This is a genomic window from Paenibacillus montaniterrae (genome assembly GCF_018403185.1).
Taxonomy (GTDB): domain Bacteria; phylum Bacillota; class Bacilli; order Paenibacillales; family Paenibacillaceae; genus Pristimantibacillus; species Pristimantibacillus montaniterrae.
The window spans coordinates 398,757-415,750 of record NZ_BOSE01000002.1 but is presented as its reverse complement, the minus strand read 5'-3'; the positions used below and the strand labels follow the sequence as shown (position 1 = coordinate 415,750).

Genomic DNA, 16,994 nt, shown 5'->3' with positions numbered 1-16,994 from the left:
AGGCAGGTAATGTAGCATGAAGAAACCGATACATACGGAGCAAGCGCCGCAAGCAATTGGCCCTTACTCACAGGCCGTGCAAGCAGGCAATCTATTATTTACTTCCGGTCAGCTGGGAATTGATCCTGCAACGGGGCAATTTCCTGCAACAGTGGCTGAGCAAGCGAAGCAATCTCTGGAAAATGTGAAGGCGATTGTAGAGGCTGCTGGGGCAACGATGAATGATATTGTGAAAACAACTGTGTTTCTTAAGGATATGAACGATTTTGCAACGGTTAACGAGGTGTACGCCAGCTTTTTTGCACAGCCGTATCCGGCCCGCAGCGCCGTTGAAGTGGCAAGACTGCCAAAGGATGCGCTTGTAGAAATCGAAGTCATCGTGCAACTAAGCTAGCATCTGAGCAAGCAGCAATGACAATATGAGACAATTATGGCTTGAATTTAGGCGATAATTGTCTCTTTTTTGTTTCATCCTCATTTAATTCAATCAAGTTGACCAGCTTTCTATTGACGAGAAAAATGATAGGTTTAATAATGGTATAGAAGCTACCAAATAAATGATTAGAGAGTGGGGGTATTTTGAAAGCTTCCATCCGCACCATGTTTATGATCGTCAATTTATTAATTGTGCTTGTCTTACTACTCAGCTATTCCCTACATACCTTCCAAAAGCTAGAGTCGATAATGATAGACCATAATATGAAGCAAACTGCGAGTCATGATCCCGACCCTCATATTGTCGTTATCGCCATTGATGACCGTTCTATAAGTGAGCTTGGCATGTTCCCGTGGGACCGCTCGATTTATGCTTCGCTGCTGGCTATTATCAACGAGCCTGATTTTGAACCTAAAGCGATTGCGTTCGATATCGTGTTTGCTGATCCGAGCAACGAGGACAGCGATCACATTTTCGCCGAAGCACTAGCCTCCTATTCGAATATTATATTGCCTGCTGTGGGCATCACAACGGGTGATGTTTTTCGCACTACTGCGGTAAGCAGAGAACAGTATTTGCAAGCCTATGCAATATCCTACGCCTACGATTTATTTTCCCAGCATACTGAAAACGCCCATATTAACCGGGTAGTTAGCCACGATGGAGTCATCCGTCAAGCCTGGCTTAAGCTGCAAGCGCCTGACGGAAAAGTTATCCCGTCTCTTGCTTATAAAGCTGTCGAGATGACAGGAGCAGATTTGTCGCGCTATGACAATTGGACCGATCGTAAAAAAACGAGCGATGAGCTAGCCAAAAATACGATGACCATTGATTACAACCTTGTCACCGATGATTTTTTAACGATCTCATTTGTAGACGTGCTGTACGGAGAAATTCCGCCTGAAACCTTCCAGGATGCGATTGTATTTATTGGCGTAACCGCAGCGGGGCTTTCTGGCGAAAGCGGTCAAGACTCAGGACCTACCCCGCTTGAGCGCGACTCCAAGCTCGTTTATGTGCATGCCAACATCGCCAATCAGCTGCTTGAAGGAACCGCCATCATCTTTGCTCCCAATTGGCTTGAGGTTCTGCTCATTATCGCGGCCGCGATTATATTTGCCTGGCTGCCATGGCGCTTTAAAAACCAATATACATTTATTGTAGCGGTGCTAGCGATTGTTTCGCTTTATGCGCTGCAATATTGGCTGTTCAAGCAATACAACTATCAGCTTGGCGTTGTCTATTTGATCGGCGCTATTTTAATTGTATATATCTTTAATGTTTCTCTTAAATCGTATAAAGAGCAGCAGCAAAAAAACTTTGTAACTCGACAATTTGGCCGTTATATCTCGCCTCATCTGGTTAAAAGCATCGTTGATCAAGGAATTGATATACAGCTTGGCGGCATTTCGAAGCGTATTACCATTTTATTTCTCGATATTCGCGGCTTTACATCATTATCCGAAAAGCTTTCTCCTGCCGAGGTTGTTGATATTTTGAATACGAAATTTACGATGATTACAAATACAGCGCTGCAATTTAATGGAACGATCGACAAATTCATTGGCGACGCGGCGATGATTTTGTTCAATGCGCCGCTGGATGTGGAGGAGCATGAGCGGATGGCTGTGCTGACCGCTTACCATATTCAGCAAAATATGAAGCCGATTCGTGAGCAGCTATTGGAAAAGTACGGCGTTGAGGTCGCTATCGGCATCGGCATCCATACCGGCAATGTCGTAATCGGAAACATCGGCTCTTATTTGCGCATGGATTATACGGCGATTGGCGACAGCGTAAATATCGCCTCGCGCATTGAATCGGGCACGACCGCAGGACAAATTCTCGTATCTGAGGATATTTACGAGGCAACGTCGCACTATTTTGACTATAGCAAGGGAGAAGCGAAGCTGTTTAAAGGAAAATCGCACCCCATTCAAATCTATGAGCTGCTGGCGCCGAAGCAAATACAGAAAAACGATGAAACTGAGAGCTAGATTACTGAAAAGCGGTTTCAAACACTTTAATATAAATTTAGCCTGGCATAGCAAAGCTGGCAAAATGCCGGGCAAGATAGGGAGATGGTGACAAGGTGAGGAAAGGAATACGTCTAGCTATTGCGCTTGCAACATGCAGTGCATGCATGCTAATGCCGTTTTCAGCGGCAGCCAACCAACAAGTGTATGGCAAGAAAGAGCTCTACGAGCTGCGAACCTTGGCGGGTCAGTTTCAGCCTGGCTTCAATGATGGTTCAGTAAAAACAGCAAGTCTCTTTAAGCCTACATCTATTATTGAGCTGGATCATGGAGGTTTATTAATTAGCGATACGGATAATCATCGCTTGAGAATGCTGGAGGACGATCAGCTAACGACCTACAGCGGACTTATTCTTGACTTTGACGATCAAGGCAATCCAATCGGAGCCTATCACGATGGCAGACTGGACACAGCGTTTTATAATGAGCCCGGCGGTCTTGCTCAAGACGCGGCAGGCAATATTTATGTTGCTGACAGCAACAACCACAGCATTCGCCAGATTACGGCAGCTGGAGAGGTAAAAACGATTGCTGGCAGCGGCTTGCCTGGAGATTTGGATGGCAGCAAGCAGGATGCGCGGTTCTTTTATCCGTCTGACGTTGCGATAGATCAGCAGGGCAACATTTATGTTGCTGACACGCTCAATCATACGATTCGCAAAATAGATCAGGCTGGTAAGGTAACGACGCTGAACATGCGCCCTGAGCGTGTTGTCGAGTTTTACCCAGGCATGGTTGCGGATTCTGGAGGCTACAAGGACGGCAAGCTGTCCGAAGCGCTATTCAACGAGCCTTCAGGATTGGCCGTTGATCGAAACGGCAATTTGTATGTGAGCGACACAGGCAATCAGCGCATTCGCTATATTGATTTTGCTGCGCAAACGGTAACGACAGTTGCAGGAGGCGGCGAGTACGCGAAAGACTCTTTATATGTAGAAGGAGCTTATCAGGACGGAGCAGCAGGAGAAGCGAGATTTTCCAGCCCGATGGGGATTACAGTTGCCGCAGACGGCTCCCTGCTCATCGCTGACCGCAATAACCATGCGATTCGGATGCTGGCGGACGGCAATGTTTACACGCTTGCTGGTCAAGGCGCAGAGCATGGCAAGGCGGATGGCATTCTGTCAGCAGCAATGCTTAACGAGCCGAGCGATGTAATCGAGCTCAGCGATGGCTCGCTTGCGGTTGCAGATGCAAACAACAATAAAATACGCATCATCCAGCGCTATAAGGCGCCAGTGCATGAAGAAGATGGTCTCATTCATGTCATTATTGAAGGAGAGCTGCTACAAACGGATGTTGCCCCACAAATGTTCAATGGCCGTACCTATGTGCCTTTGCGGGCATTGGCGGATAAGCTTGGTTATGCTGTGAGCTACAATCAGGCGAATGGACAGGTAAGCCTCGTAATTAATGAGGGGCTTTCCTACAGGTTTTCTGAGGAGGATCATAACATTGTAAAGCAGACTGCAGATGGCGATAAGGCACTGGAGGCTGTCAGCATAACATATCAGAATCGCCTGCTCATTCCAGTACGCTTTGTTACGGAGCAGCTTGGCTTTGATGTGCAATGGGATGCCAGCAGCAAGCATGTCGTTGTTCGCTCGGCAGTATTTACAGAATAAAATTTAAGAAGGAGGAGCAGACGAGATGAAAAGGAATCTGGTGCTGGCTTTCACGCTGTTATTCGCATTTGTTGCACTAACCGCCAATGCAGGCTTGGCAGAAGCTTCGACCTCACGGGTTGCGATCATTTCCAAGCTGGAAGGCACAGTTGAGGTCCAAAAGTCAGGCGGCAAGAAGACGCTTAAAGGATTTAAAAATATGAGCCTTAATGAAGGCGATATTGTCTCCACTGGCGATAAAAGCAGCGTCGAGCTGAAATTTTCCAACGGAAGCTCGACCGATGATACATTAGTTCTCGAAAGCAACACCGAAGTAACCTTCAGCAAGCTTTCCAACAAAGATGGCACTGTTACAAAAGTAAAAATGAAAAGCGGCAAAGCCTGGGTCGATGTGAAGTCGATTTCGAACAGCTCAGATGATTTTCAACTAGAAACTCCGACAGCGATAATGGGCGTGCGCGGTACAAACTTCTTCATCGGGATAGATCCAAACAATGGAAAGTCTGTGCTTGGGATGTTTGCTGGCGTTGTAGATCTTCAATCAAGGGAGGATAACTACTCCGGCATTCAACAGATTTTTCCGGCACAAATCTTTTTTACAAGTCCGGATGATGGCGAAATGATTGGATTAATGTCCAACCAGTCGCTGGAGCAAATTCTTCAGCTCACCTCGCCGCAAACAATGCAGGCAGTGCTTGAAAACTTAAAAGCAATTCAGCAGGAAAACGAGCAAATGCTTGAAAAAATTCGTGAAGGCTATAGTGGAAATGATTCAGCTCCTAATTTATCAGGCTTGCTGCAGGATGATGTTTTGCAAACCAATATTGAAAGAGTAGCGTCGGCCATTCTGAGAGCAGCACTGGACAAACAGCTTATATCGCAAAATGAGATGGATGCCAAAATGAAAGAGTTGTTCAGCACTGCTGCGGTCGATCCGATTGATAAACTTGTTGGAGTTGACCCGAACAACAACTATGACTTTATGTTAAACCGAAAAACTCAGCAAATGCTTGAGCAAATAGAGCAATCCAATAAATTGGGAGATAAAAAAGCAGAGCTGGAAAGACTGCGTGAGCAGCAAAAGCAAGCGCTAGAGGACGAAAAGAAAAAGCGTGAGCAGCAGGCTTTGGAAAAGTATTTGGATTCGCTGAACGAGGCAGACAAAAATAAATTTATACAGGATCGTGATCGTCTAATCGGAGGAGGCACCTATACTCCGGCACCAACTGTTGTACCAACACCAAGACCAACGCCAACTTTAACGCCGACGGCAACACCAACGCCGACGTTAGCGCCGACGGCAACACCGAAACCGACATTAGCGCCGACGGCAACACCAACGCCGACGTTAGCGCCGACGGCAACACCGAAACCGACGGCAACACCGAAACCGACGTTAACGCCGACGGCAACACCAATGCCGACATTAGCGCCGACGGCAACACCGAAACCGACGTTAACGCCAACGGCAACACCGACGCCGACGTTAACGCCGACGGCAACACCAACGCCGACATTATCGCCGACGGCAACACCGAAACCGACGTTAACGCCGACGGCAACACCAACGCCGACGTTAACGCCGACGGCAACACCAACGCCGACGTTAACGCCAACGGCAACACCGATGCCAACGTTAACGCCAACGGCAACACCGATGCCAACGTTAACGCCAACGGCAACACCAACGCCGACGTTAGCGCCGACGGCAACACCGACCGCAACGCCGATACCGAGCTGGGATGATGTAGCTGTACCATTTATTGTGGAGCAGCAGCAGTCAAACGGAGATGTAGTGTTGAGCTATAGCGGGGAAAGCGCAGATAGAAGCTTTATGCTGGATGAATCGATTGATGGAACAGCGGGCTTGTACATCGTATTCAAGCCAGCAGCAGAAGACATTACGATTACGTCTGTGGCCGTTAATGGACAGTCATTATCACAGGAGCAAGGAAATTACTATTGGCTAATGCCAATGCAATCGCAAGAGTTTACCGTATTGTTAGAGATGAGTCATGAGCTGTATGGCTCAGCGCTATTCGAGCTGCAGGGCAGTGCATTGTATGAAGTGCCGCCAAGCTGGGATGATGTAGCTGTACCATTTATTGTGGAGCAGCAGCAGTCAAACGGAGATGTAGCGTTGAGCTATAGCGGGGAAAGCGCAGATAGAAGCTTTATGCTGGACGAATCGATTGATGGAACAGCAGGCTTGTCCATCGTATTCAAGCCAGCAGCAGAAGACCTAACGATTACCTATGTAGAGGTCAATGGCGAGCCATTATCGCAGGAGCAAGGAAATTATAGTTGGCTAATGCCGATGGAATCTCTGGAGTTTACAGCGACGATCGTGATGAGCCATGAGCTGTATGGCACAACGCAATTTGTACTGCAAGGCAATGCATCGTATGTAGAGCCGAGCTGGGAAACGATTTATAATCCAATCAGCATTTTGCTGACTAATGGTATGAATGCTGTACCGATTAGCTACAGTCATGATCTCGATCACTATACGTTGGTTGTAGAAGAGCCAATCGAAGTCTTGGCGGATTCTGAGCTTTATTTCGAGTCATCCTCCGGGGAATATTCGATTAAGAATATCTCCATTAATGGCGAGTCAATTTGGGGAGAAGAAGGCCGTTATTCCTGGTTTGTGTATCCAGAATATTGGACGCTCGATCTCATCGTTGACATGGAGCATCCGGAATATGGCAATGCGACATTCTATTTGCAATTGAACATTACCCCGGATCAAACGAATATGCCTGTCCGTTTTTATGTAGGACACGTTGAGTCGGAGCTAAGCGAATATTGGGAGCAGCCGTATTCCAGCAGTGAGGACCAAAGCGGGGAGTATTTCCGTGAACTGAATCTTGGTGATGTTTTTGCTTGGACTCTGCCATATTATTTATACGTGCAGCCTGTTTCCGCTCCAATCGTACGACTCGAATATAATGCTGAAGGAGAATGGATCGAGATCACGCCAGATATGGACGGCAATCATTTGATTTTGCTCGATTCATATGGGGATGTATTGTATCGACTTACATTATGGGATTCCGAGGCAATGGAAGAGAAGGTTTATTTAGTTAGAGGTTATGTTTTTGGCGGCGCATAATAATTGCTGATTAGCATGACGCAGGTCATAACTAGGGCTATAATAAAAGGAGGTCACGTCCAATGTGCAAGTTGCTTTGGGCAGCGGCCTCCTTTTGTCAACTTGCAAGCAGTTAAAATAAATATATTCATTTAGGAGTGAAGCTGATGAGCTATACAGCAGATATTGACGCGATCATGAAAGGATTGGAGCCGGAAGTGCAGGCGAGCATCGGCATGGATAAAATTGTAATAGAAGCAGGCGCTTTGCAGCTGGTGGCTCCATACGTGCTGCAGCACTTTCAGCGTATTATGCTAGTCGTTGATGAACATACATACAAGGTAGCTGGCCAGCAATTAGAAGGCGAGCTAAAGCGCGATGCCCAAAGTCTGCATACTGTTTTTATTACACCTAACATTGTTGATGATGTGGTGGCCGACGAGCAGTCGCTCATAGAGCTGTCTTTAGCAGCCAAGCAGCATAAACCGGAGGTGCTTGTCGCAGTTGGCAGCGGAACACTGCACGATATTACTAGAATGGTAGGCTATCTATTTGAGCTGCCTTTTATATCTGTGCCAACAGCGCCGTCAGTTGATGGCTTTAATTCCAAGGGAGCTCCGATTATCGTTCGAGGCGAGAAAAAGACAATTGTATCGATTGGCCCCAATGCTGTTTTTGCCGACTTGCATATATTGCAAGCAGCTCCGCGCAGGCTGATTGCGGCTGGCTTTGGAGACATACTTGGCAAATACACGTCGCTGTTTGACTGGAAATTTGGCTGTTTGACGAATGCGGAGCCTTATATGGAGCAAGCTTATACGATTACAAAGCAAGCGCTTCATAAATGTGTGCATGCGGCTTCGCTCATTGAAGCAGGAGATCAGGAAGGGATTGCCTATTTAATGAGCGGACTAATCGAGTCAGGCATTGCGATGCTTATTTTCGGCAAATCTCATCCTGCGTCAGGTGCAGAGCATCATGTATCCCACTATTGGGAAATGTCCTTCATCAAGCAAGGGCGCAAGCAGCTGCTGCACGGTGCCAAGGTTGGCGTAAGCTGTATTCTCATCGCCGAGCTTTATCACAGGCTTGCAGCAGAGGATTTTGGCTTGCGGCAAGGAGTACGAGACTCAGTACGCGAAAATTGGCAGCAAATTAAAGAGCTGGTAGCTGAGATGCCCAGCGCAGTGGCATTAAAGGAGATGCTAGGCAAGGTTGGCGGCGCTACAACGGTAACCGAGCTCGGAATCTCTCAGGAGCTCGCGGAAGAAGCGCTTCGCAGTGCTCACCATGTACGTCCGGAGCGGTACACGCTGCTGCATGCATTTAACACAACGATGTAAAGCTTGTGTTGTTCGATGTCTAATAGATTTGTAGAATTGCTCAAACGCCGTATTTCATTGACTTGCGGCGGGTATCATGATTGACAATGAATTTCAAAATATGGTATATATCTTATAGAGATTAGCACTCTTGGTTAGTGAGTGCTAACAAAAATAAAAGTAATGGTGATTGAAAGGAGAAGATAATCAACTATGGCTAAAAAGCAATTTAAAGCTGAGTCGAAGCGACTGCTGGAAATGATGATTAACTCCATCTATACGCAAAAAGAAATATTTCTGCGGGAGCTTCTATCTAACGCAAGTGATGCGATTGATAAAATTTACTATAAAGCTTTAACCGACGATCGCTTGGTATTCAATAAAGAGGACTACTATATTAAAATTGCAGTAGATAAATCCGCTCGTACCCTTACTATTACTGATACAGGTATCGGTATGACGAAGGATGAGCTTGACAATAATCTGGGCGTAATCGCCAAGAGCGGCTCACTAGCATTTAAAAAAGAAGTTGAAGCTCAAGATGGACATAACATTATTGGGCAGTTTGGCGTGGGCTTCTATTCTGCTTTTATGGTTGCAGATAAGCTCGTTGTCACCTCGCGTGCTCTGGGCAGCGATGAAGCCTACCGCTGGATTTCGGCAGGTGCAGACGGTTATACAATTGAGCCTGCGGAAAAAGAGACTGTCGGCACTGAAATCGTTATGCATATTAAAGAAAATTCGGAAGAAGAGCAGTACGATGAGTTTTTGGAGCCTTACCGCTTAAAAGCGATTGTTAAAAAGTATTCTGACTTCATTCGCTATCCGATTAAAATGGATATGACTACGCAGAAGCCGAAAGAGGATGCGGAGGGCGAATTTGAGGAAGTTACCGAGGAGCAAGTGCTGAACAGCATGGTGCCGATCTGGCGTCGCAACAAAAGCGAGCTGAAGGATGAGGACTATGAGCAGTTTTATATGGATAAGCGCTATGGCTTCGACAAGCCGTTAAAGCATGTGCATATTAGTGCTGACGGTGCGGTTGTTTATAACGCGATTCTGTTCATTCCGGAAAATGCGCCGTTTGATTACTATACGAAGGAATTTGAAAAAGGGCTGGAGCTGTACTCCAATGGCGTGCTCATTATGGAGAAGTGCGGCGATTTGCTGCCTGATTACTTCAGCTTTGTTAAAGGGATGGTCGATTCCGAGGATTTGTCGCTAAATATTTCCCGCGAATTGCTGCAGCATGACCGCCAGCTTAAGCTGATTGCGAAAAATATTAAAAACAAAATTAAATCTATGCTCCAATCCATGCTGAAGGATGAGCGCGAAGCATATGAGAAGTTCTTTGCTGCATTCGGTCGTCAATTGAAGTTTGGCGTCTATAATGATTACGGCATGAATAAAGGCGATCTGCAGGATCTGCTTATTTTCACCTCTTCCAAAGAGAAAAAGCTTGTCAGCTTGACAGAATATGTAGAGCGCATGCCTGAGGAGCAAAAATATATTTACTATGCGACTGGCGAATCAGTAGCTCGCATTGAAAAATCACCTCAGCTTGAGGTGGTGCTCGACAAAGGCTATGAGGTGCTGTACCTGACAGATGATATCGATGAATTTGCCATTAAAGTAATCGCAAATTACAAGGAAAATGAATTCCGCAACGTTGCCAGCGGTGATTTGGGCTTTGACGTTGATGAAGCGGGAGATCAAGCTGAAGCTGAAACAGAGGAAGCAAAAGAGCTGTTCCAGCGCATGGGCGAGCTGCTGCAAGGCAAGGTTAAAACCGTTAAGGCGTCCAAACGCCTGAAAAGCCATCCGGTTTGCTTGTCAGCTGAAGGAGAGCTTTCCATAGAAATGGAGAAAATTTTGAAGGCTATGCCAGATGCAAACGGCATCCAGGCAGATAAAGTGCTTGAGATTAATGTGAATCATGACGTTTACAACTCGCTTAAAGCTGCGTTTGAGCAGGACAAAGAGAAGTTTGAGCTGTACACTCAGCTGCTGTACAGCCAGGCATTGCTAATTGAAGGTCTATCAATCGAGGATCCGGTTGAGCTGAGCAACAATATTTGCAAAGTAATGGTATAAGTTTAAGCATAAACATATAGTTGAAATATAGTTTAACGCCCGTTGCTAACAGGATTAGAGCAACGGGCTTTTTGCGTGCACCACGCATGTCGACATTCTGGAAAATGATTCGCTTGCGTATTTTGGTCAATTTCAACAGCCCGTCTGCTCAATTGGTGAAGCACGTTATGTACGATAAAAATGGAAAGATTTTGGTGATTTTATATTGACAATTTGTAAATTGAAGATGTATATTTTATACAATAAAGGGAAATTGTCCATGTTAATTTTTATTACACAATTATTTATCTTACAATTTTGAATTTTCGAAATTTTTAATCAATTATAACAAACATGGGAGTTGATGTACATTAAATGAAACTTATTATGGAGATGAAGTGCATTATACGCAATGAAGTGGAAAAAATTTGGTGATTGTATGTTGACAATACTAAAACTAAAGATGTATATTTTCCTTATGTTAGTTTTCATAACATGACTAATTTAGTTTATGTCGATAGTATCGGTTTTAACAAAATGATATATATAGGAGATGATGTGTATGAAAGGGAAGTTCAAACAGTCTGCGAAGTTCTTGTCTATTCTTGTCATCGCCATCAGTATGTTACTCTCAGCTTGTACAAACAACGGAGACAAGCCAACCGCGAACGAAGGAAACACAAATGCAAGCAATGAAGAAACAAAAGCTCCGCAAGAATTCCGTTTCACGCTTGGAAGCAACCCGCCAAGCTTGGACCCTGCCTTAATGACGGACGCGCAGTCCAGCATCGTGGCTGCGGGTCTGTATGAAGGTCTGACTCGTCTGAACACGAAAGGCGAACCAGAAAACGCGATTGCCCAAGATATTACAGTCTCTGAAGACGGAAAGACGTACACAATCAAACTTCGTAACGACGTAAAGTGGAGTAATGGCGACAGCGTAACCGCGCATGATTTCGAATATGCTTGGAAACGTGCTTTGAACCCTGAAACGGCTTCTGAATATGCATACATGTTGTACTACTTGGAGAATGGCGAGAAATACAATAATGGTGAAGCTACTGCAGATGAAGTAGGCGTTAAAGCTAAAGATGACTACACGTTGGAAGTCAAACTATACGCTCCTGCACCGTACTTCACAAGCCTTATTGCCCATTACACTTATTTGCCGGTTCATCAGGCAACCGTGGAAGCGGCGCCTGATTGGGCGTCTGAAGCGAAGAGCATCGTATCCAACGGTCCTTTTATTCTGACGAGTTGGGCGCATGGGGACAAGTTGGTGTTGGAGAAAAATCCGAATTACTTTAACAAGGATGCCATCTCCTTCGACAAAGTCACAATTTCCATTGTGGTAGACAACAACACGGTTTACCAAATGTTCGAAACGGACAAAATCGACTGGATTGGTGCTCAAGCAGGAAGTTTGCCTGCCGACCTGACACAGCAGTTGATTAAGGACGGCAAAGCTGAAGTAACACCGGTCGCATCGCTTTATTACTACCTGTTTAACAATGAAAAACCGCCATTCAATAACGTAAAGGTTCGTAAAGCGTTCGCTATGGCTATTGATCGTCAATCTCTGGTAGATAATGTTGCGCAAGCGAATCAACAACCGGCGTACGGAATGGTGCCACCAAGCATCTCTGTTCCTGGAGGACAAGATTTCCGTGAAGCGTATCCGGACAATTATTTCACGGACAATGTCGAAGAAGCCAAGAAGCTTCTTGCTGAAGGATTGGCTGAAGAAGGTTTGAGTGAATTGCCGGAAATTACGCTGCTTTACAATACAGACGATAACCATAAGAAGTTGGCCGAAGCGATTGTCGATATGTGGCGCAAGGCGCTTGGCGTAGAAGTGAAGTTGGCTAATCAGGAGTGGGGCACGTTCCTGGAGACAAGAAAAGCGGGGCAATTCGATATCGCACGTTCCGGCTGGGGCGCGGATATCAACCACCCGATCAACTTTACGTATGACTTGATCCATTCGAAATCCGGCAATAACGACGGAAGATACAATAACCCGAAGGTGGATGAGCTTCTGAACAACTCCCTGGTTGCAGAAACTTCTGACAAAAGTATACAAATGATGGCGGAAGCCGAAAGAATTGCTATAGAAGAAGACATGGCTGCATTGCCGCTTTTCTACTACACAACTGTAACGATGCTCAAAGACGGGTTCACTGGTGTTGTATCCGACTATGCCGGACACCTGGACTGGGTGCACGGTAGCAAACAATAAGAGCAGGACCGCTGAGCTTCTAACAACTTGGTGAAACAAGTTCCAGAAGGGCATATATAGTTACGCTAAATATGCCCTTCTGAAATTTTGGGATGTGACTAAAGATCGTTAGAGAGTGGGGGTTCATGTGCTTCGGTTTATTTCAGGCAAATTTCTTTTCATGCTGCTTTCTATGTTTCTGCTTATAACGGCAACGTTTTTTCTTATGAATGCCATTCCTGGAAGTCCGCTACAAGGGGAGAAAGCAACAAGCGAAGCCGTTCAAAAAAACCTTGAAGCCTACTACGGTCTGGATAAGCCCTTAATCGTGCAATATGGTAAATACTTGGAAAATTTGTTGCATGGGGATTTGGGGATCTCTATGAAGATGAAGTTTCGATCCGTCGACAAGATGATTGCAGAATCGTTCGGACCGTCGCTAAGATTGGGAATTACCGCACTTATTACTTCCGTAGTAGTTGGATGTATTCTCGGCATACTTGCTGCCATGCATCATCGCAAATTACTGGATAACCTCGCAATGACAATTGCTGTAATCGGATTAGCTATACCAAGTATCGTGCTCGCTCCAACGATGCAATATTTTTTGGGCACGAAGCTCGGTTGGTTCAATGTTGCCGGCCTCGATGGTCCGCTTGACTATGTATTGCCTACTATTGCACTAGCCTCCGGACCTATCGCTTTTATCGCCAGGCTGCTAAGATCGACAATGATCGAAGTGTTGGGCTCTGATTTTATTAAAACTGCCAAATCCAAAGGACTTTCTGGTTATGTAATTGTGGTAAAGCACGCCTTTCGAAACTCGATGCTGCCGGTTGTCACCTACTTGGGTTATTTGACCGCAGGCATTATTACGGGATCTGTTGTTGTTGAGAACATTTTTGCGATTCCGGGTATCGGGAAGCACTTTGTTACCAGTATCATAGATCGAGATTATCCATTGATCATGGGGATTACCATTTTTTATGCCGCAATACTGATGCTAACCCGATTCCTGGCGGATGTCGCTTACGTGCTAGTGGATCCGCGTATGCGCTCCGGTGGAAAGGTGGGGAAATAATCAATGTCCAGTACACATGAACTTAGTAAGATGCGCTCGGATGAGCTAACGCCCGATCTTTTCGAGAAGCTTGACCGGGACGATGTACGTGTGGATACTGTTAGCCGTGCCAGCTTGACTGCCTGGCAGGATATACGCATGAGGCTAACAAGCAACAAGCTGGCAATGTTCGGCTTCTTTCTTATTATAGTGATGGTTCTGCTTGCTATCTTCATGCCATTTATTTGGCCTTTCGACCACTATACCAACAATCTGACGAATACCAATAAGCCACCTGATGCCAAGCATTGGTTTGGAACGGACGATTTGGGTCGAGATATGTTCGAGAGAGTATGGATGGGGGCTCGTATTTCCTTGTTCGTTGGTGTTGCAGCCGCACTGATCGACTTGGTGATTGGTATCATCTATGGCGGCATCATGGGATATTATGGCGGCAAGATTGACGAAGTAATGAATCGTTTCGCCGAAATTTTATATTCGATTCCTTACCTGCTTGTTGTTATCTTATTGCTTGTAGTGATGGAACCAAGCCTGACCACCATTATTATTGCTATGTCCATTACGGGCTGGGTCAATATGGCATGGATCGTGCGGGGGCAGGTTATGCAGCTCAAAAATCAGGAATATGCGCTTGCTTCCAAGGCACTCGGCGCAGGTGAGATGCGTATTATTTTCCGCCATCTCATTCCAAATGCGATGGGACCGATCTTGGTTACATTGACGTTGACAATACCGAACGCGATATTTACCGAAGCTTTCCTGAGTTTCCTTGGTCTTGGTGTGCAGTCTCCCGTCGCTTCTTGGGGAACGATGATTAACGATGGAGTTGGAGGTCTCTTCTACTATCCATGGCGGTTGTTCTTCCCGGCGATTTTCTTGAGTATAGTAATATTTGCATTTAACGTTTTCGGGGACGGTCTTCGCGACGCGTTCGATCCGAAGCTCAGAAAATAACGATGTACTCAAGCAGAAAGGAGGTCATAACCAATGGAGTCTTTGCTGGAAGTGAAAAACTTAAGCGTATCGTTCGACGTTTATGGCGGTGAAGTGCAGGCCATTCGTGATATCAGCTTTGAAGTGAACAAAGGAGAAGCTGTTGCCATCGTTGGCGAGTCTGGTTCCGGCAAAAGTGTGACAGCCCAATCCATTATGCGCTTGAATCCGTCTCCGCCCAGTCGATTCAAAGGCGGCTCTATCAAGTTTGAAGGACAAGAGTTGCTATCGCTTTCAGAAAAAGAAATGCAGAAGGTGCGCGGCAACAAAATCGGCATGATATTCCAGGACCCTATGACATCATTAAACCCTACTTTGACAGTGGGCTCGCAAATTATGGAAGGTCTGATCAAACATGAGAACATGGGCTCGGATAAAGCGAAAGCCAGAGCGATCGAAATGTTGGATTTGGTCGGTATTCCGAATTCGAGCACACGACTTAAACAATATCCGCATCAATTTTCCGGCGGTATGCGCCAGCGGGTGATGATTGCGATTGCTTTGGCATGCAATCCTTCATTATTAATTGCGGATGAACCAACAACGGCGTTGGATGTAACGATTCAAGCTCAAATTATGCGCGTGATGAAAGAGCTGCAGCAGAAGATGAATACGTCGATTATTCTAATCACTCATGACTTGGGCGTTGTGGCGGATGTATGCGACCGTATTATCGTAATGTATGCAGGGCGTATTGTCGAGACAGGAACGAAGTGGGAAATATTTCAAAATCCACAGCATCCATATACGCGTGGCCTGCTTCGTTCTTTGCCGCGTCTGGATCAGAAGAAGGATGAAGCTCTTATCCCTATTCTGGGTACGCCACCGGATTTGATCAAGCCGCCAGAAGGCTGCAGCTTCTGCGCGCGCTGCGATGAAGCGATGAAAGTATGCGTGAACAACGATCCGAATCTGTATGCGATCAAGGGAAGCGACTCTCACAGAGCTGCTTGTTGGATGTTGCATCCGTGTGCGAACAGGGAGGTGCCGGTATGAGCTCTCCATTAGTGGAAGTGAGGGATCTGCGCAAGTTTTTTAACATAGGCGGCGGAAAAACGTTGAAAGCGGTCAATGAAATCAGCTTCTCAATTGGTCGTGGCGAGACGGTTGGCGTTGTGGGAGAATCCGGTTGCGGCAAGTCAACGGCAGGACGTACCATTATGCGTCTTTACGAACCAACAAGCGGCAGTGTAACATTCGACGGCAAAGATATCTACAAGCTTCGCGGTTCCGGGATGAAGGAACTGCGCCGCAATATGCAGATGATCTTCCAAGATCCATATGCATCGCTTAATCCGCGCATGACGGTGACCGATATTATCGGCGAGGCGCTCGATATTCACAGGTTGGTGAGCAGTCGCGCCGAGCGTAAGCGCAAGGTGGAAGGGTTACTAGACCTTGTCAATCTGAATTCCGAGCATGCGACGCGTTATCCGCATGAATTCTCTGGTGGTCAGCGACAGCGGATTGGAATTGCACGTGCGCTTGCGGTCGATCCGAAGTTTATTATCGCCGACGAGCCAATTTCGGCGCTAGACGTTTCCATTCAAGCGCAAATTGTGAATTTGATGCAAGAATTGCAGCGCAAGATGGGGCTAACTTATCTGTTTATCGCGCATGATTTGTCCATGGTCAAGCATATCAGCGACCGCGTTGTGGTGATGTACTTGGGCAAGATCGTAGAGCTGGCAGAAAGCAGTGAGTTGTATGACACCCCACGTCATCCGTATACGCAGGCGTTGATGTCCGCAATTCCGATACCAGATCCGGAAGTGGAAGCAACGCGCGAACGGATCGTACTGAAAGGAGACATGCCCAGCCCGATCGATCCGCCAAGCGGCTGCCAATTTCACACCCGTTGCCCGATAGCGACGGACAAATGCAAGACTGATGAACCGAAATTGCTTGAAGTCAGTAAAGGTCACTTCGCTTCTTGCCATTATGCATAAGAAAATTTTTAATTCAGCGCTCCGCCTCTCCATGCGCTAACGCTTGAACATTCAGCGCTCCGCCTCTCCGTGCGCTAACGCTTGAACATTCTTTTGGAATGGCGGCGCTTATAGCGCATGGAGAGGCTCCGCTGGAGCGGATATTTGTAGGTATGTGCTGGGTAGTT

At 46.3% G+C, this 16,994-nt stretch carries 11 protein-coding genes; all 11 read left to right on the top strand.

Annotated features, from left to right (window positions below; all coding sequences use genetic code 11):
• Positions 1-16 precede the first annotated feature (16 nt).
• The 11 genes from KJS52_RS07610 to KJS52_RS07560 all read left to right on the top strand — a co-directional run bounded on the left by KJS52_RS07610 (position 17) and on the right by KJS52_RS07560 (position 16,827).
• Complete coding sequence (locus tag KJS52_RS07610) at positions 17-394, top strand: RidA family protein (protein ID WP_213514143.1); 378 nt, start codon at positions 17-19, stop codon at positions 392-394.
• 206 nt (positions 395-600) lie between these two features.
• Positions 601-2,433, top strand: coding sequence for a CHASE2 domain-containing protein (locus KJS52_RS07605; protein WP_306433575.1), 1,833 nt, complete (start codon positions 601-603; stop codon positions 2,431-2,433).
• Positions 2,434-2,528: 95 nt separating this feature from the next.
• Positions 2,529-4,097 (top strand): stalk domain-containing protein, encoded by a 1,569-nt coding sequence (locus KJS52_RS07600; RefSeq protein WP_213514141.1) that lies wholly within the window; start codon positions 2,529-2,531, stop codon positions 4,095-4,097.
• Positions 4,098-4,122: 25 nt separating this feature from the next.
• Complete coding sequence (locus KJS52_RS07595) at positions 4,123-7,212, top strand: FecR family protein (RefSeq protein ID WP_213514140.1); 3,090 nt, start codon at positions 4,123-4,125, stop codon at positions 7,210-7,212.
• Positions 7,213-7,358: 146 nt separating this feature from the next.
• Positions 7,359-8,534 carry a sn-glycerol-1-phosphate dehydrogenase gene (locus tag KJS52_RS07590; protein ID WP_246563284.1) on the top strand — a complete coding sequence of 392 codons (1,176 nt, stop codon included), beginning with the start codon at positions 7,359-7,361 and terminating at the stop codon, positions 8,532-8,534.
• 192 nt (positions 8,535-8,726) lie between these two features.
• Positions 8,727-10,607 carry a molecular chaperone HtpG gene (htpG, locus tag KJS52_RS07585; RefSeq protein WP_213514139.1) on the top strand — a complete coding sequence of 627 codons (1,881 nt, stop codon included), beginning with the start codon at positions 8,727-8,729 and terminating at the stop codon, positions 10,605-10,607.
• A 541-nt stretch (positions 10,608-11,148) separates the two neighbouring features.
• The gene (locus KJS52_RS07580) at positions 11,149-12,825 is read left to right on the top strand and encodes a peptide ABC transporter substrate-binding protein (RefSeq protein ID WP_213514138.1); all 1,677 of its coding nucleotides are present in this window, start codon (positions 11,149-11,151) and stop codon (positions 12,823-12,825) included.
• Between the two features lie 127 nt (positions 12,826-12,952).
• Positions 12,953-13,885: an ABC transporter permease gene (locus KJS52_RS07575; RefSeq protein WP_213514137.1), complete on the top strand. Its 933-nt coding sequence runs from the start codon at positions 12,953-12,955 to the stop codon at positions 13,883-13,885.
• A gap of 3 nt (positions 13,886-13,888) precedes the next feature.
• A complete protein-coding gene (locus KJS52_RS07570) occupies positions 13,889-14,839 on the top strand; it encodes an ABC transporter permease (RefSeq protein ID WP_213514136.1) in 951 nt (316 codons plus the stop codon).
• Between the two features lie 33 nt (positions 14,840-14,872).
• Positions 14,873-15,874: an ABC transporter ATP-binding protein gene (locus tag KJS52_RS07565; RefSeq protein WP_213514135.1), complete on the top strand. Its 1,002-nt coding sequence runs from the start codon at positions 14,873-14,875 to the stop codon at positions 15,872-15,874.
• A complete protein-coding gene (locus tag KJS52_RS07560; protein WP_213514134.1) occupies positions 15,871-16,827 on the top strand; it encodes an ABC transporter ATP-binding protein in 957 nt (318 codons plus the stop codon). Before KJS52_RS07565 ends, KJS52_RS07560 begins: the two co-directional genes overlap by 4 nt.
• Positions 16,828-16,994: the final 167 nt, after the last annotated feature.